17 protein-coding genes are annotated in these 20,768 nt (G+C 71.5%); 13 read left to right on the top strand and 4 right to left on the bottom strand.

From position 1 onward, the window contains the following. The first annotated feature begins 16 nt into the window (after nucleotides 1-16). Nucleotides 17-550 carry a hypothetical protein gene (locus tag ACZ7MG_RS22865; RefSeq protein ID WP_471390806.1) on the top strand — a complete coding sequence of 178 codons (534 nt, stop codon included), beginning with the start codon at nucleotides 17-19 and terminating at the stop codon, nucleotides 548-550. Nucleotides 551-553: 3 nt separating this feature from the next. On the opposite strand, the gene ACZ7MG_RS22870 is transcribed toward ACZ7MG_RS22865, so the two are convergent. Then, nucleotides 554-1,597, bottom strand: coding sequence for a multicopper oxidase domain-containing protein (locus ACZ7MG_RS22870; RefSeq protein ID WP_471391331.1), 1,044 nt, complete (start codon nucleotides 1,595-1,597; stop codon nucleotides 554-556). Nucleotides 1,598-1,807: 210 nt separating this feature from the next. Here ACZ7MG_RS22870 and ACZ7MG_RS22875 point away from each other — a divergent pair, with 210 nt between their 5' ends. The 3 genes from ACZ7MG_RS22875 to ACZ7MG_RS22885 all read left to right on the top strand — a co-directional run bounded on the left by ACZ7MG_RS22875 (nucleotide 1,808) and on the right by ACZ7MG_RS22885 (nucleotide 8,746). Next, nucleotides 1,808-4,288, top strand: coding sequence for a ThuA domain-containing protein (locus ACZ7MG_RS22875; RefSeq protein ID WP_471390803.1), 2,481 nt, complete (start codon nucleotides 1,808-1,810; stop codon nucleotides 4,286-4,288). Then, complete coding sequence (locus tag ACZ7MG_RS22880) at nucleotides 4,288-6,492, top strand: OmpL47-type beta-barrel domain-containing protein (RefSeq protein ID WP_471390801.1); 2,205 nt, start codon at nucleotides 4,288-4,290, stop codon at nucleotides 6,490-6,492. Before ACZ7MG_RS22875 ends, ACZ7MG_RS22880 begins: the two co-directional genes overlap by 1 nt. Before the next feature lie 112 nt (nucleotides 6,493-6,604). Then, nucleotides 6,605-8,746 (top strand): HEAT repeat domain-containing protein, encoded by a 2,142-nt coding sequence (locus ACZ7MG_RS22885; RefSeq protein WP_471390798.1) that lies wholly within the window; start codon nucleotides 6,605-6,607, stop codon nucleotides 8,744-8,746. Nucleotides 8,747-8,853: 107 nt separating this feature from the next. On the opposite strand, the gene ligD is transcribed toward ACZ7MG_RS22885, so the two are convergent. Next, a complete protein-coding gene (ligD, locus tag ACZ7MG_RS22890) occupies nucleotides 8,854-9,864 on the bottom strand; it encodes a non-homologous end-joining DNA ligase (protein ID WP_471390796.1) in 1,011 nt (336 codons plus the stop codon). An 89-nt stretch (nucleotides 9,865-9,953) separates the two neighbouring features. Between ligD and ACZ7MG_RS22895 the strand changes: the two genes are divergently transcribed. Beyond that, on the top strand, nucleotides 9,954-11,033 hold the full coding sequence (locus tag ACZ7MG_RS22895) for an ATP-dependent DNA ligase (protein ID WP_471390793.1): 1,080 nt from the start codon (nucleotides 9,954-9,956) through the stop codon (nucleotides 11,031-11,033). 20 nt (nucleotides 11,034-11,053) lie between these two features. On the opposite strand, the gene ACZ7MG_RS22900 is transcribed toward ACZ7MG_RS22895, so the two are convergent. Beyond that, complete coding sequence (locus ACZ7MG_RS22900; RefSeq protein ID WP_471390791.1) at nucleotides 11,054-12,244, bottom strand: zinc-dependent alcohol dehydrogenase; 1,191 nt, start codon at nucleotides 12,242-12,244, stop codon at nucleotides 11,054-11,056. Between the two features lie 130 nt (nucleotides 12,245-12,374). On the opposite strand from ACZ7MG_RS22900, the gene ACZ7MG_RS22905 reads away from it, so the two are divergent. Next, nucleotides 12,375-13,397, top strand: a complete 1,023-nt coding sequence (locus ACZ7MG_RS22905; protein WP_471390788.1) for a DUF3048 domain-containing protein — start codon at nucleotides 12,375-12,377, stop codon at nucleotides 13,395-13,397. A gap of 42 nt (nucleotides 13,398-13,439) precedes the next feature. On the opposite strand, the gene ACZ7MG_RS22910 is transcribed toward ACZ7MG_RS22905, so the two are convergent. Next, a complete protein-coding gene (locus ACZ7MG_RS22910) occupies nucleotides 13,440-13,901 on the bottom strand; it encodes a MarR family winged helix-turn-helix transcriptional regulator (RefSeq protein WP_471390785.1) in 462 nt (153 codons plus the stop codon). Between the two features lie 223 nt (nucleotides 13,902-14,124). Here ACZ7MG_RS22910 and ACZ7MG_RS22915 point away from each other — a divergent pair, with 223 nt between their 5' ends. Genes ACZ7MG_RS22915 through pcaDC form a run of 7 tightly spaced genes read left to right on the top strand, consistent with a single transcriptional unit; the run spans nucleotide 14,125 to nucleotide 20,733 of the window. Then, entirely contained in the window at nucleotides 14,125-14,904 is a 780-nt protein-coding gene (locus tag ACZ7MG_RS22915) for a CoA transferase subunit A (RefSeq protein ID WP_471390783.1), read from the top strand. Further along, the gene (locus ACZ7MG_RS22920; protein ID WP_471390781.1) at nucleotides 14,904-15,551 is read left to right on the top strand and encodes a CoA transferase subunit B; all 648 of its coding nucleotides are present in this window, start codon (nucleotides 14,904-14,906) and stop codon (nucleotides 15,549-15,551) included. The genes ACZ7MG_RS22915 and ACZ7MG_RS22920 overlap by 1 nt, the downstream gene beginning before the upstream one ends. Before the next feature lie 44 nt (nucleotides 15,552-15,595). After that, a complete protein-coding gene (locus ACZ7MG_RS22925) occupies nucleotides 15,596-16,798 on the top strand; it encodes a thiolase family protein (RefSeq protein WP_471391328.1) in 1,203 nt (400 codons plus the stop codon). Between the two features lie 49 nt (nucleotides 16,799-16,847). Continuing rightward, entirely contained in the window at nucleotides 16,848-17,621 is a 774-nt protein-coding gene (gene pcaH, locus ACZ7MG_RS22930) for a protocatechuate 3,4-dioxygenase subunit beta (protein ID WP_471390778.1), read from the top strand. A 6-nt stretch (nucleotides 17,622-17,627) separates the two neighbouring features. Next, entirely contained in the window at nucleotides 17,628-18,233 is a 606-nt protein-coding gene (pcaG, locus tag ACZ7MG_RS22935; RefSeq protein WP_471390776.1) for a protocatechuate 3,4-dioxygenase subunit alpha, read from the top strand. Then, nucleotides 18,230-19,591, top strand: a complete 1,362-nt coding sequence (gene pcaB, locus ACZ7MG_RS22940) for a 3-carboxy-cis,cis-muconate cycloisomerase (protein WP_471390773.1) — start codon at nucleotides 18,230-18,232, stop codon at nucleotides 19,589-19,591. The genes pcaG and pcaB overlap by 4 nt, the downstream gene beginning before the upstream one ends. Continuing rightward, complete coding sequence (gene pcaDC / locus ACZ7MG_RS22945) at nucleotides 19,588-20,733, top strand: bifunctional 3-oxoadipate enol-lactonase/4-carboxymuconolactone decarboxylase PcaDC (RefSeq protein WP_471390770.1); 1,146 nt, start codon at nucleotides 19,588-19,590, stop codon at nucleotides 20,731-20,733. Before pcaB ends, pcaDC begins: the two co-directional genes overlap by 4 nt. The last annotated feature ends 35 nt before the right edge of the window (nucleotides 20,734-20,768 follow it).

A 20,768-nucleotide genomic window follows, 5' to 3' on the forward strand; every position in this document is an offset into this window, starting at 1 on the left:
AAGGACCACACCCCCCATGCCCGACACACCCACCCCCGTCGACACCCCCACCGACCCGACCATGGAAGCCATCGGCCGGGCCGTCGCCGAAGGCCACGCCGGGGACGTCGACTCCGCCCGCCGGCGGCTCCTGGACCTCTGGTCCACGATAGGGGGCACCGGCGATCCGCTGCACCGCTGCGCCCTCGCCCACCACCTGGCGGACCTCTACCCCGCCGACCCCGCCCGGGCGTTGACCTGGGACGTACGGGCGCTGGACGCCGCGGACGCCGCGACCGAGCGGCGCGTCCAGGAGCACGACGCCCGGGTGCGTCTCGCGGGCTTCTACCCGTCCCTGCACCTCAACCTCGCGGACGGCTACCGCCGGCTCGCGTCCTTCGAGGCCGCCACCGAGCACATCGACGCGGCCAGGAGGCACGCCCCGCATCTCGCCGGGGCCGGGGACGCGTACGGCGATCTGCTGCGCACCGCGATCGAGGAGGTGGCCGAGGCCGTCGCCCGGCGGGACACGGCACAGCGGACACCGGCCGGGCAGCCCGCCGCCGGCTGACCCTCAGTGCTCGTGGGACGCGCCGGACTCACCCGAGTCGCCGGGCTCACCGGAATCGGCGGACACCCCGGAGTCGCCGGACGCGTGCGGTGCGTGGGGCTCGTACCCCGGGATCGTGCCGTCCGTCTTGCGGACCAGGAACAGGCCGACCATGCCCATGTCGGAGTGGCTCTGGACGTGGCAGTGGTACATCCAGGCACCCGCTCCGACGCCTTCACCGGCGATGACCTGGAAGCCGAACGAGTCGGCGGGGCCGACGATCTTGTTGTCGATGACCTGGCTGGGGTCGTCGGGCCCGGTGAGCATGCCGGTGCGGTTGTCGGCCCAGCGATGACCGTGCATATGGAAGGTGTGGTAGTACTCGCCGTGCGTGATGACGACGAACTCGACCCGGTCGCCCACGGTCGCGTCGAAGTCGGGGCCGGAGTGCGCGGGCTTGTTGTTGATGAGCAGGTCGTTGAAGACGACGGTGACGGTCTTGTCGGGGAGGACGTCGCCCTTGCGGCGGACGATGACCGGACCGTAGAGGCCTTTGCGCAGGCCGCCCGTGCCGTGCTCGGTGCCGACGACATGGTCGTGGTAGTGCCAGTAACCGGCGCTGCCCGCACGCCAGGTGCCGTCCTTGCGGGCGCCGGGGGCGTGGGTGCGCCAGGTGTAGGTGCGGGTGCCGCCGGGTTCGACGTCGCTCTTGTTGAGCTTGGTGCCGTCGCTGGAGATCTCGTAGTCCAGGCCGTGGACGTGCAGGCTCGCGGCCACGTCCATCGTGTTCTCGAACTCGATGTGGACGGTGTCGCCCTCGTTCAGCTCGATCAGCGGGCCGGGTATCGAGGCCTTGCCCTTCTCGAAGCCGTAGCCCATCTGCCCGTCGGGCAGCTTCTCGGCGTACATCTTGAGATGCCTGACGACGCCGCCCGCCGGGGCCGTTCTCGCCTGCGCGGCGGCGCTCGCGGTCTCGGACGTGCCGACGGTCTCGATGGCCACCGACAACGATGTCGCGGCGGCCGCGCCACCCAGCAGCACCCGCCGGTTGAACCCTCGTCTGTCCATCCCGTCCATGCGGAACTCCCCACCCTGATACGGATCTTGCGGAGACGCACCTACGATCGGTCTGTGATCAACCTGTGAGACGGTAGCGGCCGCCCGACCGTTTTTCCACACCCAGGACAAAGTTCAGACCATTCCGGTCATAGGTATTGGCGAGTCCCGTCAAAGGCCGCTAGCTTCCTTGGCGCTGTTGCTGTGACCGAGGAGGTGCCCATGTACTTACGAGGGTTGAGCGACGCGAAGAGACGGGCCTGGGCGGCCACGGTGACCGCCTCGGTCGTCACCGCGGGGCTCCTGTCGGGCCCCGCGGCCCAGGCGCGCCCGGCGCCCGAGCCGCCGCTGACAACGATGTCGATCAAGTCGCCGCCAGGCGGTTCCGGCCCGCAGGTGCTGCTCTTCCACGGTTCGGCGGCGGCCGGGGACGAGTCGCCCGTGGTGAACGCCGGGATCGAGGCGATCGAGCGGATCGGTCTGTCCGGGCCCGCCGCCGAACGGTTCGGGGTCGTCGCCACCGACGACGCCTCCGTGTTCACCGACGAGACCCGGCTGAGCGGTTTCAACGCCGTCGTCTTCCTGACCGGCGGCGGCGACATCCTGGATCCCGAACAGGAAGCGGGACTTGAGACGTACATGGAGGCGGGCGGCGGTTTCGTCGGCGTCCATGACGCGGCCCGCGCCGAGCCGTACTCGGACTGGTTCACGGGCCTGATCGGCGCCCGCCCGGCCGCGTCGAGCCCGACGGCCGTGCAGCGCGCGACCGTCGAGATCGGTGACCGGCTCAATCCGGCCACCAAGGATCTGCCGGTGCAGTGGAAGCGGCCCGACAAGTGGCTCAACTGGACGAAGAACCCGTCCGGCACGGTGCACACGGTGGCCCGGGTGCGCGAGTCGACGTACCAGCCGGGTGCGAGCGCCAACGGCGCTGATCATCCGGTGAGTTGGTGCCGTGACTACGACGGTGGCCGTTCCTTCTACACGGGCATGGGCGGGACCGTCTCGGCCTACGACGAGACCGACTTCCGTGCGCATCTGCGGGGCGCCCTGCTGTGGACGTCCCGGCTGGCGCAGACCGACTGCAAGGCGACGATCGACGCCCACTACAAGGCGGAGCGGCTGACCCAGCCCAACCAGCCGGGGCAGAACGACCAGATCGGCGAGCCGCACGGCCTGGTCACCGCCCCCGACGGGCGCGTCCTCTACATCGGCCGGGGCGGCGCCGACTCGTCCCAGCCCGTGGTCACCGACTGGAACAACCCCGACATCGGCAAGGGCAAGGGCGAGGTCCACGTCTACGACCCGAGGACGAAGAAGGTGACCCTCGCGGGCGCGCTCACCGTCTTCGGCAACAAGGGCGGCGGCGACGAACTGATCAAGGTCGAGGAGGGTCTGCTCGGTATCGAGCTGGACCCGGGCTTCCAGCGGAACGGCTGGGTGTATCTGCACTACACACCCCACTCCGAGATCGACCGCGACACCCGGACGGCCGAGCGCCGGGTCTCCCGCTTCACCCTCGACCTCGCGACGAACAAACTGGACCTCGGCAGTGAGAAGACACTGCTCAAGTGGCCGGTGCAGATCCACAGTTGCTGCCACGCGGGTGGCGGGATGACCTGGGACTCCCGGGGCAACCTGTACATCGCGACCGGCGACAACAACTCCAGTGGCTTCAGCGGCGGTTACTCCGGCAACAACCCCCAACCGAACTACAAGGGCGTCTCGTTCGCCGACGCCCGCCGCACCGCCGGCAACACCAACAACCTCAACGGCAAGATCCTCCGTATCCACCCGGAGCCCGACGGCACCTACACGCTGCCCACGGGCAATCTCTTCACGGGCAAGGAGACCGCCGAGGGCGGTGACAAGACGCGGGGCGAGATCTATGTGATGGGTGTCCGCAACCCCGCCCGGATCTTCGTCGACCAGCGGACGGACGTCCTGTACGCCGGCTGGGTCGGCCCGGACGCGAGCGCGCCGTCGACGACGTGGGGCCCGGCGAAGTACGACACGTTCGCCGCCATCACCGAGGCGGGCAACCGGGGTTGGCCGTTCTGCATGGGCAACAAGCAGCCCTACCGGGACCGCAATCTGCCGGACCCGTCGAAGCCGCTCGGCTGGTACGACTGCGACCACCCGAAGAACGAGTCCCCGAACAACGACGGACTCGTGAACCTGCCGCCGGTGACCGGAAACAACATCTGGTACTCGCCGCAGGGCGGCGCCCCGGACTTCCCCCGGGACGCGAACGGCATCCCCTCCTACAAGAACGAGGACGCCAAGTACCTGCTGCCGTGGCTGAAGGGCGGCGGTCAGGCCACGATGAACGGCCCTGTCTACCGCCACTCCGCGTCGGGCGACAACTCCGTGCGGTGGCCTGCCTATTGGGACGGCAAGTGGTTCGTCGGCGACTTCTACGACGCGGACCAGCCTCGCCACGCGGTGGTCATGGACCCGAAGAACCAGGGCAGTGGCGGACTCCCGGTCCACGCGGAGTCGCTGAAGAAGATCGTGCCGGTCGGGACCAACGGCATCCGGAACCTCATGGACTGGAAGTTCGGTCCGGACGGCGCGCTGTACGTCCTGGACTACGGGCGCGGCTTCTTCACCTCGGACGCCAAGTCGGCGCTGTGGCGGGTCACTTACACGGGCGGCGGTCCGACGCCGGCGGCCGACGAGCTGGCGAGGAAGGCGGAGTGATGCGGGAAAGACGCTTGTGGGCGGCCCTGTTGGCGGCCCTGCTGATGGTCCTCGGGCTCACGTCGACGCCCGCGTCCGGTCGCACGGACGCGGCGCGGGAGAACGCCGCCGCCCAGGTGCTCACCTGGACCGCCGGTGACGACATCACCAAGTACGTGTCCGCCCCGCAGACCGCGGTGGCGGGCGTGACGACGATCGTCTTCGAGAACAGCAAGGCGACCGGCAACACCATGGGAATGCCGCACACGTTGACGTTCGACGTCTCCGACCCGGAGTACAACAACGACGTCCCGCTCAACATCCTGGCCAACCCCGGCGACGACCAGGGCGGCCGCCACACCGCCGAGGTAACGCTCACCCCGGGCCGCTACCGCTACTACTGCACGATCCCCGGGCACGGTCAGATGCAGGGCATCCTCGTGGTGACCGAGGGCACCGGCGAGGACACCACCGCGCCGGAGACGGCGGCATCGGTGAGCGGGACGCAGAACTCCTCGGGCGCGTACGTCGGTTCGGCGTCCGTGGCGGTGAGCGCGACCGACACCGGCGGGTCGGGGGTCGAGCGGATCGAGTACGCGATCGGCGACACCGGCGCCTGGCTGCCGTACACCACCCCGGTGGTGATCGACCAGGTCGGCACGCACAAGGTCCGCTATCGGGCGGTCGACAAGGCGGGCAACACGGCGGCCGAGAAGAGTGTCGGGTTCACCGTCGTCGCCCCGCCGACGGACGACACGACCGCGCCGGAGACCTCGGCGACGGTGGCCGGTGAGAAGAACCCGCAGGGCGACTACGTCTCCATGGCGACGGTCACCGTCACCGCGTCGGACACCGGGTCGGGCGTCAACACCATCGAGTACGCGCTCGGCGACTCGGGGGCCTGGCAGCCGTACACCGCGCCCGTCATGGTGCACGAGGTCGGCACGCACAAGGTGCGCTACCGGGCCACGGACAAGGCGGGGAACGTGGCGGCCGAGAAGAGTGTCGGGTTCACCGTCGTCGCCCCGCCGGCGAACGACACCACTCCCCCGGTGACGGGGGTGACCGTCGAGGGCGACCGGAACTCGGCCGGGGCGTACCTGAAGAGCGCGAAGGTCACCGTCAGCGCCACCGATCACGGCGGCTCCGGTGTCGCCGCGGTCGAGTACTCCTTGGACGGCGGCCCCTATCTCGCCTACACCGCACCGGTGTCGGTGGACCGTGCGGGCACACACACGGTGGCGTACCGGGCGAGCGACAAGGCGGGCAACACGGCCGCCGCGCGTTCGGTGAGCTTCACGGTGGTCGCGGGCGGCGGGGTTCCGGCGCCCAACTGTGCCGAGTACGACGAGCGGTTGACGGTCTTCGTCGGCACGGTCGACTCGGGTGTGCCGAACCGGGTCACCAACAACCGGTGCCGGATCAACGAGTTGATCGAGGACGAGAAGGAGTGGACGTCCCACGCGCTGTTCCTCAAGCACGTGGACACCGTCCTCGACAAGCTGTTCACGGAAGGGGTCGTCGACCTGCGCGAGTACACCGCCGTGAAGGAGGCGGCGGAGGAGTCCGGCATCGGCAAGCCCGGCCAGACGGAGGGCTATCGCACGATCCTCGACGGGACGGCCGAGTCGTTCGCCAAGTGGCAGCAGGTGGGCGGCGGTTCGTTCGGCCTGAACGGCGACGGCTCGATCACCTCCGGTACGACGAAGGCCGGGCTCGGCATGCTGTGGTTCCCCGAGCGGAAGTATGGCGACTTCTCGCTGCGCCTCCAGTGGCGGGACGACGCGCCCGGCACGGGCAACGCCAACTCCGGTGTGTTCGTGCGCTTCCCCGGGGTCCACGACCACCCGGAGGAGTCGCGGCCGGAGTGGGTGGCCATCAAGTACGGCCATGAGGTGCAGGTCCTGGACCGGCCCGACGGCGACATGTACAAGACGGGGTCGGTGTACGGCTTCGACCGGGTGGGGCTCGCCGGTGCGGGCGTCACCCAGAAGGGCACCTGGAACGACTACGAGATCCGGGTGGTCGACCAGCACTACTCGGTCTACCGCAACGGCGTCCTGATCAACGAGTTCGACAACACCGGCGGCCAGGACTTCACCCCGCCCCGCTCGGACGACCCGGGCACGGACGGGCGGCGGTTCGCCTCCGGCTACCTCGGACTCCAGGTGCACGGCACGACGGATGTCGTCTCCTACCGCGACATCCGGATCAAGGAACTGTAGGGAAGCACGGCGGAGTCACGGGTTCCGCTGCGGCCCGGCCCGTTGTCAGTGGCGTACGGCATGCTGTGATCGGTGGCTGCCGTACGCCACCGCTGTGCGACGGGGAGGCTGTGTGCTCACGGGGATCGACGACGTCGACTGGGCGTCGATGGGGCATGCGTACACCGAGTCGGCGACCGATGTGCCCGGCCTGCTGCGGGGGCTCGCGTCGGACGACCCGTCCGAGCGGGACATCGCGCTCGACGGTATGTACGGGGCGGTGCACCACCAGGGGGACGTGTACGACAGCACGGTGGCGTGCGTGCCGTTCCTCTTCGAGCTGGCGGCGCTGGAGGGCCTCGCCGACCGTGCTGCGATCGTGGGACTGCTGTGCAGCATCGGAGGCGAGGAGCGGCCCGATCCGGCGGAGATCGGCGGCCTCTTCGAGGACGAGGAGGAGGACGCGGCGTTCGTCCGGCCCTTCCTGGACGCCTGGGCGGCGGTCCAGGACCGCGCGGACGTCTTCCTCGGCCTGCTCACCGACCCGGACGCGGAGGTACGCGCGGCGGCGGCCCACGCCCTGGCCCGGACGCACCCGGATCCGGCACGGGCCTTCGGGGCACTGCGCGAACGGCTGCCACGGGAGCACGACTCGGCGGCACAGTGCGCCCTGGCGGAGGCCATCGGCCGACTGGGCGGCCGCCACCCGGAATCGCTGGGCGCCGAGGCCGGCGCCCTGCTGCGCGCGTCGGTGCTCTCCGACCGCTCCGGCCCCGAGGTCCGCCTGACCGGCCTCACCCAACTCGCCCTCTGCGCCCCGGAGTCACTGCCCGAGGACACGGCCGAGATCGCCCTCGCCGTTCTACGCCTGACCTGTGCGGAGAAGGGGTCCGACCGCCGTACGACCGACCCGGAACGAGAACCGGAGCGTCCGCGCACGGACACGATGGTGTCGTACCTCCGCGAGCTGGAGGCGAGCCACGCGGCGACCGTCGACGCCGACATGGTCGACGACCTCCTCACCGAACTGCACCACGCCCTCGGCGACCGGACGGACGTGCGGTACGCCCTCCTCCTCGGCCGGCTGCGCAGTCCCGACCGGGGGCAGCGCATGGCCGCCGTCCGCATGGCCGGGGCCCTGATGACGGGGTGGCGGGTGCCGGACGACGAGCCGTTGATCGCGCTCGCCGAACAGCTGAGCGACCCCGAACTACGCCTGAACAAGGCGGCGTTGGACGAGCTGCGCCATCTCGCCCCGATCGCGCACGTGGTGGCGGACGAGGTGGTCGCCTACATCGAGGGATGGGCGGACAGCGGGCGCACCGAGACCGACGCCGACCTGGGCTGGAGCGCCACGGCCCTCGGCAAGGCCGCCGAGGTGCTCACGCTCCAGGGCGACGGGCGGATCGTGAACGCCCTGAAGTCGATCCTCGGCCGGCTCGACCCCCCGGAGCAGATCGTGCGCTGGCTGGAAGCCCTCGGACCGGAGGCGGGCCCCGAGCTGGGCCCGGTGCTCCACGAGCGTCTGCTCGGCCTCGGCCCCGATGACCGGAGCGTCACCCTGGACCGGCTGCTCGCCGGCCTCGGCGTCCTCACCCCTCCCGAGTCCCTGCCCCTCGTCCTCGCCCTGCTCCGCGACAGCCACGACGACGCGGCGACCCGAAGGCATGCGCTGAGGACAGTGGCCCGGTACGGCAGGGCGGCTGCCGAAGCCGAGCCGCTGCTCAGGGAGTTGCTCTCGTCCGCGACCACCTCGGACCTCGACCGGCTGGAGACCGCGGCGGCCCTCTGGTCGGTGACCGGCGACGCCGAGGCGGTTCTTCCCGCACTGCGCTCCGGGCTGGACTCCGACACCTGGTACGACCGCCATCTCGCCCTCCGCCTCATCGCCTCCCTCGGCCCGGCGGCCTCACCCCTGGCCGACGAGCTCCGCGCCCGGGACAGAGGCGCCGAGGAGGCCATCGCCCTGTGGAAGGTGACCGGAGACCCCACCGAGGCCCTGCCGACCCTCCTCCACCACTGGACCACCACCCCCATGACCCGCCCGGAGATCGCCGCCTGTCTCGCCGACATGGGCCCGGCGGCAGCCCCCGCCCTCCCCTTGATACGTGCGGAGCTGGCATCTCCTCGCCGCCACCGCACCGACAACTCGTCCATGACCGCGGGCGCGAGCGTGAACATGCGCGGAGACGTCACCGCGGACGAGGAACTGCTGACCGCCTGCCGCCGCATAGCGGCCGACCTGGAGGCCGACCCGGACCGAGCGCGCCCGTAAGGGGCGCGGGACTGAGTCGACGTGCGGCTCCGCCGCGCGGGCGCGACCAACCCCCGCTCACCCGCAGCCGACCGACAACGCCCTCTCCCCGGCTCTCGCCCCTTCTCTCACCCCTTCTTCGCCCGACTCGGCTGGACCCGCTTCGGCTCCCCCGGCATCTTCGGATACTCCGGCGGATACGGCAGGTCCCCCAGCCCATGGTCGTGCTCGTCGCGCGCCGCCAGCTCCAGCAGCGCCTCCAGGGAGAACGCGTGATCGTCCATGTCGGCGTGGACGTCGCCGACCTCCGCGAACCGCACCGGCATGGTCGCGAGGTCGAAGTCGCGCGGCACGGCGTCGCCGACCTCGTCCCAGGTGAGGGGCGCGGAGACGGGCGCGTGCGGGCGGGGTCGCACGGAGTAGGCGGAGGCGATGGTGCGGTCGCGGGCGGTCTGGTTGTAGTCGACGAAGATCTTCGCGCCGCGCTCCTCCTTCCACCAGGCCGTGGTCACCTGCTCCGGCATCCGGCGTTCCAGTTCGCGGGCCACGGCGATGGCCGAGCGGCGTACCTGGGTGAAGGTCCAGTCGGGCCGGATCGGCACGAACACATGCAGGCCCCGGCCGCCGGAGGTCTTGGGCCAGCCGCGCAGTCCGCCGTACTCGTGCAGGACCTCGCGGAGTTCGTGTGCGGCACGGACCGCGTCGGCGTAGTCGGTGCCGGGCTGGGGGTCGAGGTCGATGCGGAGTTCGTCGGGGCGGTCGACGTCGGCGCGGCGGACCGGCCACGGATGGAAGGTGAGCGTGCCGAACTGCGCGGCCCACACGACGGCGGCGACCTCGGTGGGGCACATCTCGTCGGCGCTGCGCCCGCTGGGGAAGGTGATGTGGGCGGTGGGGATCCAGTCGGGCATGTTCTTGGGGGCCCGCTTCTGGAAGAAGTTCTCGCCGGTCACCCCCTCCGGGTAGCGCTCCAGGGTGGTGGGCCGGTCGCGCAGGGCCCGCAGGATGCCAGGGCCGACGGCGATGTAGTAGCGGGCGAGGTCCAGCTTGGTGAAACCGCGCTCCGGGAAGAAGATCTTGTCCGGGCTGGACAGTCGTACCGTCCGTCCCGCCGCCTCCAGCTCCACCGCTTCACCCATGCGAGCCACGGTAGGCGGAACGACAGAACGCCGCATACCGGGCGGATCTCACCGCGCGGGGGTGGGATCACGGTCGCAGAATCGAAGGCATGGATCTACCGGTGATGCCGCCCGTGAAACCGATGCTCGCCAAGTCCGTGGCGAAGATCCCGCCGGACATGCACTACGAGGCGAAGTGGGACGGGTTCCGGGCGATCGTGTTCCGCGACGGCGACGAGGTGGAGATCGGCAGCCGTACGGGAAAGACGCTGACCAGGTACTTTCCCGAGCTGGTGGCGGCGCTGCGGGAGCGCTTGCCGCGGCGCTGTGTGATGGACGGCGAGATCGTGATCGTCCGGGACGGGCGGCGGCTGGACTTCGACGCCCTCACCGAACGCATCCACCCCGCGGACTCCCGGGTCCGGATGCTGGCGGGGACCACCCCGGCGTCCTTCGTCGCCTTCGACCTGCTCGCGCTGAGCGACGAGTCGCTGCTCGACGTCCCGCTCACCGACCGCCGCGCGCTGCTGGAGCTGGCCCTGTCGGAGGTGACGGCCCCCGTGCATCTCGCGCCGGCGACCACGGACCGTGAGCTGGCCGAGCAGTGGTTCGAGCAGTACGAGGGGGCGGGCCTGGACGGGGTGATCGCCAAGCCGCTCACGCTGCTGTACCGGCAGGACGAGCGGGCCATGTTCAAGATCAAGCACGAGCGGACGGCGGACGTGGTGGTCGCTGGGTACCGCTTCCACAAGAGCGGGCCGGTGGTGGGCTCGCTCCTGCTGGGGCTGTACGACGACGGAGGCACCCTCCAGCACATCGGTGTGTGCGCGGCGTTCCCGATGAAGCGGCGCGCGGAGCTGGTGGCGGAGCTGGAGCCGCTGCGGCTCGCTGATGCCCGGGAGCACCCATGGGCGGCCTGGTCCGACGAGGCGGCGCACGAGACGGCCCGGCTGCCGGGCGCGCCGAGCCGGTGGTCGGCGAAGAAGGACTTCTCCTGGGTGCCGCTGCGGCCCGAGCAGGTCGCCGAGGTCGCCTACGACCACATGGAGAACGGCGTCCGTTTCCGTCACACGGCCCGCTTCCGCCGCTGGCGCCCGGACCGCACGGCGTCCAGCTGCACCTACGCGCAGCTGGACGAGCCGGTGAGCTACGACCTGGCGGAGGTCCTCGGTCCCGGCACCGGGCAGTGAATCAGCAGTGAATCAGGGCCTCAGGGCTCCATCACGACCTTGACCGCGCCGTCCTGCTTGCGCTGGAACATCTCGTAGGCGTGCGGTGCCTCGGTGAGCGGCACCCGGTGGGTGGCGAAGGAGTCGACACCGAGGGGGTCGTCCTCCGTGAGGAGGGGCAGGATGTCGTCGCTCCAGGTGCGGACGTTGGCCTGGCCCATGCGCAGCCGGATCTGCTTGTCGAACAGGGTGAGCAGGGGCAGCGGGTCGACCATGCCGCCGTAGACGCCGGAGAGGGAGATCGTGCCGCCGCGCCGTACGAGGTCGATGGCGGTGTAGACGGCGGCCAGCCGGTCCACGCCGAAGCGTTCGGTGAGCCGGGAGCCGATGGCCCGGGGCAGCAGTCCGGTCGCGTTCTGGGCGAGCCGGGCCGCCGCGCTGCCGTGGGCCTCGGTGCCGACGGCGTCGATGACGGAGTCGGGGCCGCGTCCGGCGGTCCGGTCCTGGATCGCGCCGACCAGCTCCTTCTCACTGTCGAAGTCCCGCAGGTCGAACGTCTCGACGCCCCGGTCGCGCGCCCGGCGCAGCCGCTCGGGCACCAGGTCGACGCCGAAGACCTGCTCGGCGCCGCGTTGCATGGCGACCCGGCAGGCCATGTCCCCGATGGGGCCGAGGCCGAGCACGGCGACGCTGCCGCCGGGCGGGACGTGCGCGTACTCGACGGCCTGCCAGGCGGTGGGGAGCACGTCGGAGAGGTAGAGGAACCGGTCGTCGGGCGGCCCCTCGGGCACCTTGATCGGCCCGAACTGGGCCTGGGGGACGCGCAGATACTCGGCCTGGGCGCCCGGGACCGCGCCGTACAGCCGGGTGTAGCCGAAGAGCGCGGCGCCCATGCCCTCGCCGGTGCACTGGGTGGTCTCGCACTGGGTGGGGAGCCCGGTGAGACACATCCAGCAGTCGCCGCAGGCGATCTGGAACGGCACGACGACCCGGTCCCCGGCCGCGAGGTCCGGCACTCCGGCGCCGACCTCCTCGACGATGCCCATGGGTTCGTGGCCGAGGATGTCGCCCGGCGTCATGAACGGGGTGAGCACCTCGTACAGGTGCAGGTCGGAACCGCAGAGGCCAGTGGAGGTGATCCGGATGACCGCGTCCGTCGGCTCCTGGATCACCGGGTCGGGCACGGTCTCCACGCGCACGTCCCGCTTGCCCTGCCATGTCACTGCCTTCATCGCGCCCACACTCCGTTCTCTCGGGTCGGCCGGCGGTCCGCCACGGGTACCCGGCACCCCGCGCGCGAATCGGTCGGAAAAGAACCGGTATAGCCATCCATGAACCGACAAGCGCACAATCGAAGACACCATGGACGGGCTGAGCAGGGTGAGCAGGGTGAGCAGAGTGAGCAAGGGGCTCCGGGCGCGGCGGGCGGGGCACCGGCCGTCGCGGGGACCGCTGCTCGCCGCGCTCACGGCGGCCGCCCTGCTGGCGGGCTGCACGGTGACCGGCTCGGGCGACGACGACCGCGGCGGGGACGACGGCCGCCGGGACGACCGGGTCAGCGCGTCGCCGACCGGCCCGGTCCTCGCCGTGAAGATCGACAACGTCTCCGCCGCCCGCCCGCAGACCGGCATCGACGCGGCGGACATCGTCTACGCCGAGCAGGTCGAAGGCGGTCTCAGCAGGCTGATGGCGGTGTACGCGACGAAGTTCCCGGAGGAGGTCGGGCCGGTGCGCAGCGCCCGGGAATCCGATCTGGAACTGCTGCGCCAGTTCGACGAGCCGACCCTCGCCTTCTCGGGCGCCCAGGGCAGGCTCCTGCCGCTGATCGACCGGGCGCCGCTGCGCGCGGAGACCCCCGGGGACGCCGAGAGCGCGTACTTCCGGGGCGACGACAAACCCGCCCCGCACAACTTGTATGTGCGCCCCGAGAAGCTGATCGCCTCACCGCCCGGCGCCGACGCCCTCACCACCGGGTTCCGCTACGGCCCCGCCCCCGCCGGCGGCACCCCCGAGGACTCCCGCACCGTCCGCTACCCGGCGGCCCGCTTCACCTTCACCTGGTCCGAGGACAGCCGCCGCTGGCAGGTCTCCATGGACGGCACCCCGACGATCACCACCGACGACGTCCGGGTCGCCCCGGCCACGGTCGTCGTCCAGTACGTGACGATCCGCGCGTCCCGCTTCCAGGACTACCTGGGCAACAACACCCCGTACACGGAGACGGTCGGCTCGGGCCGCGCGGAGGTCCTGCGGGACGGCAGGGCGTACGACGCGGAGTGGCGGCGGGCGAACCCGGCGGACGGCACGGACTTCACCACGCCCGACGGCAAGGCGATGAACTTCGCGGAGGGCCAGGTATGGGTGGTGTACGCCGCCGCTCAATGAGGGCTGCCGCTCGATGAGGGCTGCCGCGCCGCGCCGTGCGGGCTACCGCGCTCCCAGGGACTCGGCGGGGCTGCGCAGTTCCTCCGCCGCGTCCGCGACCCGGCGGATCAGGTCGAAGAACACGTTCTGCTCGTCCGCCGACAGCGGTGCCAGGAAGACCTGGTTCATCCGGGCCGTCCGCACCGTGAGCCTGCGATGCGTCCGCACCCCGTCCTCCGTGAGCCGCAGCAGGAACCGCCGCCCGTCCTGCGGATCGCGCACCTTGTCCAGGAGTCCACGGCGGCCGAGGCGGCTGATCACCTCGGACATCGTGGACCGGTCGAGCCCCACCCGCTCCCCCACCGTGCGCTGGTCGAGCCCCGGCTCGGCGACGAGCGTGTTGAGGACGGCGAACTGCGGGGAGGTGATCTCCTCGGAGACCATCACGTTCCACAGCAGATAGTGGGCCTGCTGCAGCCGTCGGGCCAGGTGCCCGGGGTGGGTGGAGAGGTCCACCGCGGCCATGTGCGCTCCCTCGACTCGGACAGTTCGTTCGTGCACTGAACAATGGCTCAACACTATCCGCCCTCGGCCACGGCGTGTCCAGAACGGCGTCCACACATGACCTCGCCATTCTCCTGACCCTTGACGGAGAAGCCGACGAGTGGCAGCGTGAAGGAAACTTCACCGAAATGCTCAGTGCCCTGATTAACTGGTCACCGGGTGCGCACGAGATGGGGCCTCACGGATGGACAAGGTGGTCGCCACAGCCCTGGAGGCAGTGGCCGATGTGCCGGACGGCGCGACACTCGCCGTCGGCGGCTTCGGGCTGAGCGGTGTGCCGAACGTACTGATCCAGGCGCTCTACGAGCGCGGGGTCTCGGGTCTCGGAGTGGTGTCGAACAACTGCGGCGCCATGGAGTCCGGCCTCGCGGTCCTCCTCGCGGCGGGCCGGATCGCCCGGGTGACCGGTTCGTACATCGGAGCGAACAAGGAGTTCGCGCGACAGTACCTCGGCGGTGAGCTGGAGGTCGAGATGATCCCGCAGGGCACGCTGGCCGAGCGTCTGCGCGCGGGCGGCGCCGGTATCCCGGCGTTCTTCACCCCGGCCGGCGTGGGCACCCAGGTCGCCGAGGGCGGCCTCCCCTGGCGCTACGACGGCGACGGCGGCGTCGCGCTGGCCTCGCCGCCCAAGGAGGTCCGCGAGTTCGACGGCGTCGAATACGTCCTGGAGCGCGGCATCCGCACCGACTACGCCCTCGTCCGGGCCGCCAAGGGCGACCGGCACGGGAACCTCGTCTTCAACAAGTCCTCCCGCAACTTCAACCCCCTCTCCGCGATGGCCGGCAAGATCACCATCGCCGAGGTCGAGGAACTGGTCGAACCCGGCGAGATCGACCCGGACGCCGTCCACCTACCCGGCATCTTCGTGCAGCGGGTCATCGCCCTCACCCCCGAGCAGGCGGCCGACAAGAAGATCGAGAAGCGGACGGTCTCCGCCGCGGCAGAGGGAACGGTGAGCGAGTGATGGCCTGGACCCGCGAACAGATGGCCGCCCGCGCCGCGCGCGAGCTGCAGGACGGCCAGTACGTCAACCTCGGCATCGGTCTGCCGACCCTCATCCCGAACTACCTCCCGCACGACGTCGAGGTGATCCTGGAGTCGGAGAACGGCATCCTGGGCACCGGCCCCTACCCGACCGAGGAGCAGGTCGACCCCGATCTGATCAACGCGGGCAAGGAGACGGTCACGGTCCTGCCGGGCGCCTCCTACTTCGACTCGGCGCTGTCCTTCTCGATGATCCGCGGCGGCCACATCGACGTCGCCGTCCTCGGCGCCATGCAGGTCTCCGCCGGCGGCGACCTCGCCAACTGGGCCATCCCGGGCAAGATGATCACCGGGATCGGCGGCGCCATGGACCTGGTCCACGGCGCGCGTACGGTCATCGTGGTCATGACCCACACCGCCAAGGACGGCTCGGCGAAGATCCTGGAGGAGTGCGCGCTGCCGCTGACCGGCAAGGGGTGCGTGAACCGGATCATCACCGACCTGGGCGTGCTCGACGTGACCGACGAGGGCCTGGTGCTGGTGGAGACCGCCCCCGGGGTGACCGTCGAGGAGATCGTCGCCAAGACCGCCGCGAAGGTGCGCGTCCCCGAGGAGAGCCAGTCATGAGCAACGGCCCCGGCAAGACTTCGAGCAACGCCTCGGGCAACGGCCTGAAGGACGTCTACATCGTCGACGCGGTCCGTACCCCCATCGGCCGCTACAACGGCGGCCTGGCGGGCCTGCGCCCCGACGACCTCGCCGCGCACGCCATCCGTGAACTGCTCGCCCGCACCCCGGACCTGGACCCGGCGCGGATCGAGGACGTCTACTTCGGCAACGCCAACGGCGCCGGCGAGGAGAACCGCAACGTCGGCCGCATGGCCGCGCTGCTGGCCGGACTGCCCACCTCCGTCCCCGGCGTGACCGTCAACCGGCTCTGCGCCTCCGGCCTCGAAGCCGTGATCCAGGCGGCCCGCGCCATCGCGGTCGGCGACGCCTCGATCGCCGTCGCCGGCGGGGTCGAGTCCATGACCCGCGCCCCGTACGTCCTGCCCAAGAGCGAGCGGGCCTTCCCCGCCGGGCACACCGAGCTGTACTCGACGACGCTGGGCTGGCGTATGGTCAACCCGAGGATGGACCCGCAGTGGACCATCCCGCTGGGCGAGTCCGCCGAACTCATCGCCGACAAGCACAAGATCACCCGGGAACAGCAGGACGAGTTCGCCCTCGCGTCCCACCGGAAGGCGGCCCAGGCGCGGGCGGCCGGGGCCTTCGACGGTGAGATCGCCCCCGTCTCCATCCCACAGCGCAAGGGCGACCCGGTCGTCCTCGGCGCCGACGAATGCGTACGGGCCGACGCGTCCCTGGCCGCCATGGCCAAGCTGAAGCCGTCGTTCCGCCCCGACGGGGGGACGGTCACCGCGGGCAACGCCTCGCCGCTCAACGACGGGGCCGCCGCGCTGCTGCTGGTGGACGAGGAGGGGCTCGCGGCCACCGGACGGGAGCCGCTCGCGCGGGTCTCGGCGACCGGTGTGCACGCCGTCGACCCCGACTACTTCGGGCTCGCGCCCGTCGCGGCGGTGACGCGGGCGCTGGCCAAGGCGGGCAAGGGGTTCGACGATCTGGACGTCCTGGAGCTGAACGAGGCGTTCGCCGCGCAGGTGCTCGGCTGTGTCGCCGAGTGGCCCGAGTTCGACCCCGCGATCCTCAATCCGCAGGGCGGGGCGATCGCGCTCGGCCATCCGCTGGGGGCGTCCGGTGCGCGACTGGCCGGGACGGTCGCGCACCAGCTGGCGCGCAAGGGCTCGGGCGTCGGCGTCGCCACGCTGTGCATCGGAGTGGGGCAGGGACTCGCCCTCGTCCTCGAACGCTGAGCATCACCACTCGACCCGTCAGGAACCCCAGGACACCCCAGGACACCCCATGACCCTCACCCAGCACGACATCGACCAAGAGATCGCCGCCGAGCACGCCGCCTACGAGAAGCGGGTCGCCGACGGGGCGCCGGTGGAACATCAGCCGCGCCGGGACTACGCGCCGTACCGGTCCTCGGTACTGCGGCACCCGAAGCAGCCGCCGATCCCGATCGACGTGACCAAGGACCCGGAGCTGGTGGAGCTGTCCGCGCCCGCGTTCGGGGAGCGGGACATCACCGAGATCGACAACGATCTGACCCGGCAGCACAACGGTGAGCCGATCGGTGAGCGCATCACCGTCTCCGGCCGGCTCCTCGACCGCGACGGGCGCCCGCTGCGCGGCCAGCTGGTGGAGATCTGGCAGTCCAACTCCGCCGGCCGCTACGCCCACCAGCGCGAGCAGCACGACGCGCCGCTGGACCCGAACTTCACCGGTGTCGGCCGCACCCTCACCGACGCCGACGGGCACTACCACTTCACGACGATCCAGCCGGGCCCGTACCCGTGGCGGCAGCACGTCAACGCCTGGCGCCCGGCCCACATCCACTTCTCGCTCTTCGGCACGGCCTTCACGCAGCGGCTCGTGACCCAGATGTACTTCCCGAGCGACCCGCTGTTCCCGTACGACCCGATCATCCAGTCGGTGACGGACGACGCGGCCCGGCAGCGGCTGGTCGCGACGTACGACCACAGCCTGTCCGTGCCGGAGTTCTCGATGGGCTACGTCTGGGACATCGTGCTCGACGGCCCGCAGGCCACCTGGATCGAAGAAGGGCGCTGACCTGCCATGACGAAGATCGACACCAGCCGTCCCGAGACGGTCCTCCCGACCCCGTCGCACACGGTCGGCCCCTTCTACGGCCACGCCCTGCCCTTCCCCGGCGGCGGCGACATCGCCCCCGTCGGCCACCCGGACACCATCTCCCTCCAGGGCCACATCCTCGACGGCGAGGGCAACCCGCTGCCGGACGCCTTCCTGGAGCTGTGGGGCCCGGACCCGGACGGCAACCTCTCCCGGGTCGACGGCTCGATGCGGCGCGACCCGGCGAGCGGCGGCTTCCTCGGCCGCAACGGCGTGGAGTTCACCGGCTGGGGACGTATCCAGACCGACGCGAACGGGCACTGGACGGCGCGTACGCTGCGGCCCGGCGCACGCGGGCACAACGCGCCGTATCTGAGCGTGTGCGTCTTCGCGCGAGGTCTGCTCGTGCACCTGTTCACCCGGATCTATCTGCCGGGCGACGAGGCCGCGCTCGCCGCCGACCCGCTGCTCTCCCGGGTGGACGAGGCGCGCCGGGGCACGCTGATCGCCGAGGAGCAGGGGCCCGGCGCCTACCGTTTCGACATCCGCCTTCAGGGCGAAGGCGAAACGGTCTTCCTGGAGTTCCAGTGACGTCTGCCGACCCCGACCCCGACCCCGACCCCGACACCGACGCCGACACCGGTCTGCTCGCCCCCGGGTGGACCGGTTCCCCGGCCGCGGCTGCGACGGGCGACGCCGCCTGGCTGCGGGCGCTGCTCGACGCCGAGGCCGCGCTGACCCGCGCCCAGGCCGCGCTGGGGCTGGTCCCCGCCGAGGCCGGGCCGGCGGTGACCTCGGCGGCGGACTCGGCCGCCCTCGACGTACGGTCCCTGGCGGAGCGCGCCCGCGCCGGCGGCAACCCGGTGATCCCGCTGGTCGCGGACCTCACGAAGGCGGTCGGCCCGGAGTACGGGCCGTACGTCCACCGGGGCGCGACCAGCCAGGACATCATGGACACGGCGACGATGCTGGTCGCCGCCCGCACCCTGGACCTGATCCTGGCCGACCTCGGCCGTACGGAGTCCGCACTCGCCGCGCTCGCCGCCGCGCACCGGGACACCGCGATGCCCGGCCGCACCCTCACCCAGCACGCCGTGCCCACGACCTTCGGGCTGAAGGCGGCGGGCTGGCGCTCACTGCTCCTGGACGCCCGGGACCGACTCGCGGTCGTCCGGGCGGGCCTGCCCGCCCAACTCGGGGGCGCGGCGGGCACCTTGGCGGCGTTCACCGTCTTCGGGGCGACCGACACCGCCGCGCTGAGCGCCGCGTACGCACGTGAACTCGGCCTACGCGCACCCGAGTTGCCGTGGCACACCCTGCGCACCCCGATCGCGGACCTGGCCGGGGCGCTGGCCTTCACGGCGGGTGGCCTGGGGAAGATCGCGGTGGACGTCCTCACCCTGGCCCGTACGGAGATCGCGGAGGTCGCCGAGGGCAGCGGGGGCGGTTCGTCGGCGATGCCGCACAAGGCGAACCCCGTACGGTCCACGCTGATCGCGGCGGCGGCCCGGCGGGCGCCCCAGCTGGCGGCGACGCTGTACGGCGCGCTGGCCGCCGAGGACGAACGGCCGGCCGGGGCGTGGCACGCGGAGTGGGAGCCGTTGCGCGATCTGCTGCGGCTGGTCGGGGGCGCGGCGCGGGACGCGGAGGAACTCGTTCGGGGTCTGCGGGTGCACGCCGAGGTGATGCGTCACCACCTGGACCTCACCCACGGGTTGATCGTCTCGGAGCGGCTGGCCGCCGAGCTGGCCCCGGTGCTGGGGCGGGCCCGCGCCAAGGAACTGCTCACCAGGGCGGCCGGGCGCGTCTACGCCGAGGGCCGCCCCCTGGGCGAACTCCTCGCGGAGGAGCCGGAGTTGAAGGACGTCGACCTCGCGGACCTCACCGACCCCACCCACTACACCGGCTCCGCCGGAGCCCTCACCGACCGCGCCTTGGAGCGACGTTGACGAACAAGCTGCTCAACCACCGCGCCGAAGGCCCGACTTCCGCTCCCCCGCTGCTGCTCGGCCCCTCCCTCGGCACCTCCACCAAGCTGTGGGACAAGGTGGCGCCCGAACTCTCGGTCACGCACCGGGTGATCCGCTGGGATCTGCCGGGACACGGCGACTCCCCCGTCGGCCTGATCGCCCCGGGAGCGACCGTCGCCGATCTGGCCGCGCTGGTGCTGGACCTGGCGGACGCGCTGGGCATCGACCGGTTCGCGTACGCGGGGGTGTCCCTGGGCGGCGCGGTCGGTCTTCAGCTGGCGGCACACCATCCGGACCGGGTCTCCTCCCTCGCCGTGCTCTGCTCCTCCGCCCACTTCAACGGGGAGCGGCCGTGGCGGGAGCGGGCGGAGCTGGTGCGCGGGGAGGGGCTGGCCGGGCTGGCGGAGAGCGCCGACTCGCGCTGGTTCACGCCCGGTTTCACCGTACCGGAGCTGGTCGAGGACCATCGGCGCGCCGATCCGGGGGCGTACGCGGCGTGCTGCGACGCGCTCGCCGCGTTCGACATCCGCGAGGAGCTGTCCCGGATCTCCGCGCCCACGCTGCTCGTGGCCGGCCGGCAGGATCCGGCGACGCCGCCCGCGCATCTGCGGGAGATCGCGGACGCGGTGCCCGGGGCGTCGCTGACCGAGATCCCCGGCGCGTCGCATCTGGCCCCCGCCGAGCGGCCGGAGGCCGTACTGGCCGCGCTACGCGGGCACTTCGACGGACACGCGAAGCGGGGGATGGAGGTCCGCCGCCAGGTCCTGGGCGACGTCCACGTGGACCGCGCCCAGTCCCGGCAGGTGCCCTTCACCTCCCGCTTCCAGGACTTCATCTCCCGCTACGCCTGGGGCGAGATCTGGACCGACCCCACCCTCTCCCGCCGTGAACGCAGCATGATCACCCTGACCGCGCTCATCGCCCACGGCCAGTACGACGAACTCGCCATGCACATCCGAGCCGCCCGCCGCAACGGCCTCACCCCCGACGACATCGCCGCCGTCCTCCTCCAAACCGCCGTGTACTGCGGAGTCCCGGCAGCGAACTCCGCCTTCGCGACGGCGCAACGGGTGCTGGCGGAGGAGGACGAGGACGCAAGCGGGGGCGGGGGCGAGGGCTGACCGGATTTCCTGGAATCGGGGGCCGGGGATCCATC

The organism is Streptomyces sp. NPDC107538, from assembly GCF_055657445.1.

Excerpts from the sequence above, each read along its gene's own strand:
- ACZ7MG_RS22865 (WP_471390806.1), top strand. The coding sequence starts at position 17 with ATGCCCGACACACCCACCCCCGTCGACACCCCCACCGACCCGACCATG.
- ACZ7MG_RS22895 (WP_471390793.1), top strand. The coding sequence starts at position 9,954 with ATGGATCTACCGGTGATGCCGCCCGTGAAACCGATGCTCGCCAAGTCC.
- ACZ7MG_RS22875 (WP_471390803.1), top strand. The coding sequence starts at position 1,808 with ATGTACTTACGAGGGTTGAGCGACGCGAAGAGACGGGCCTGGGCGGCC.
- ACZ7MG_RS22900 (WP_471390791.1), bottom strand. The coding sequence starts at position 12,244 with ATGAAGGCAGTGACATGGCAGGGCAAGCGGGACGTGCGCGTGGAGACC.
- ACZ7MG_RS22910 (WP_471390785.1), bottom strand. The coding sequence starts at position 13,901 with ATGGCCGCGGTGGACCTCTCCACCCACCCCGGGCACCTGGCCCGACGG.
- ACZ7MG_RS22915 (WP_471390783.1), top strand. The coding sequence starts at position 14,125 with ATGGACAAGGTGGTCGCCACAGCCCTGGAGGCAGTGGCCGATGTGCCG.
- ACZ7MG_RS22905 (WP_471390788.1), top strand. The coding sequence starts at position 12,375 with ATGGACGGGCTGAGCAGGGTGAGCAGGGTGAGCAGAGTGAGCAAGGGG.
- ligD (WP_471390796.1), bottom strand. The coding sequence starts at position 9,864 with ATGGGTGAAGCGGTGGAGCTGGAGGCGGCGGGACGGACGGTACGACTG.
- pcaH (WP_471390778.1), top strand. The coding sequence starts at position 16,848 with ATGACCCTCACCCAGCACGACATCGACCAAGAGATCGCCGCCGAGCAC.
- ACZ7MG_RS22920 (WP_471390781.1), top strand. The coding sequence starts at position 14,904 with ATGGCCTGGACCCGCGAACAGATGGCCGCCCGCGCCGCGCGCGAGCTG.
- ACZ7MG_RS22880 (WP_471390801.1), top strand. The coding sequence starts at position 4,288 with ATGCGGGAAAGACGCTTGTGGGCGGCCCTGTTGGCGGCCCTGCTGATG.
- pcaG (WP_471390776.1), top strand. The coding sequence starts at position 17,628 with ATGACGAAGATCGACACCAGCCGTCCCGAGACGGTCCTCCCGACCCCG.
- ACZ7MG_RS22870 (WP_471391331.1), bottom strand. The coding sequence starts at position 1,597 with ATGGACAGACGAGGGTTCAACCGGCGGGTGCTGCTGGGTGGCGCGGCC.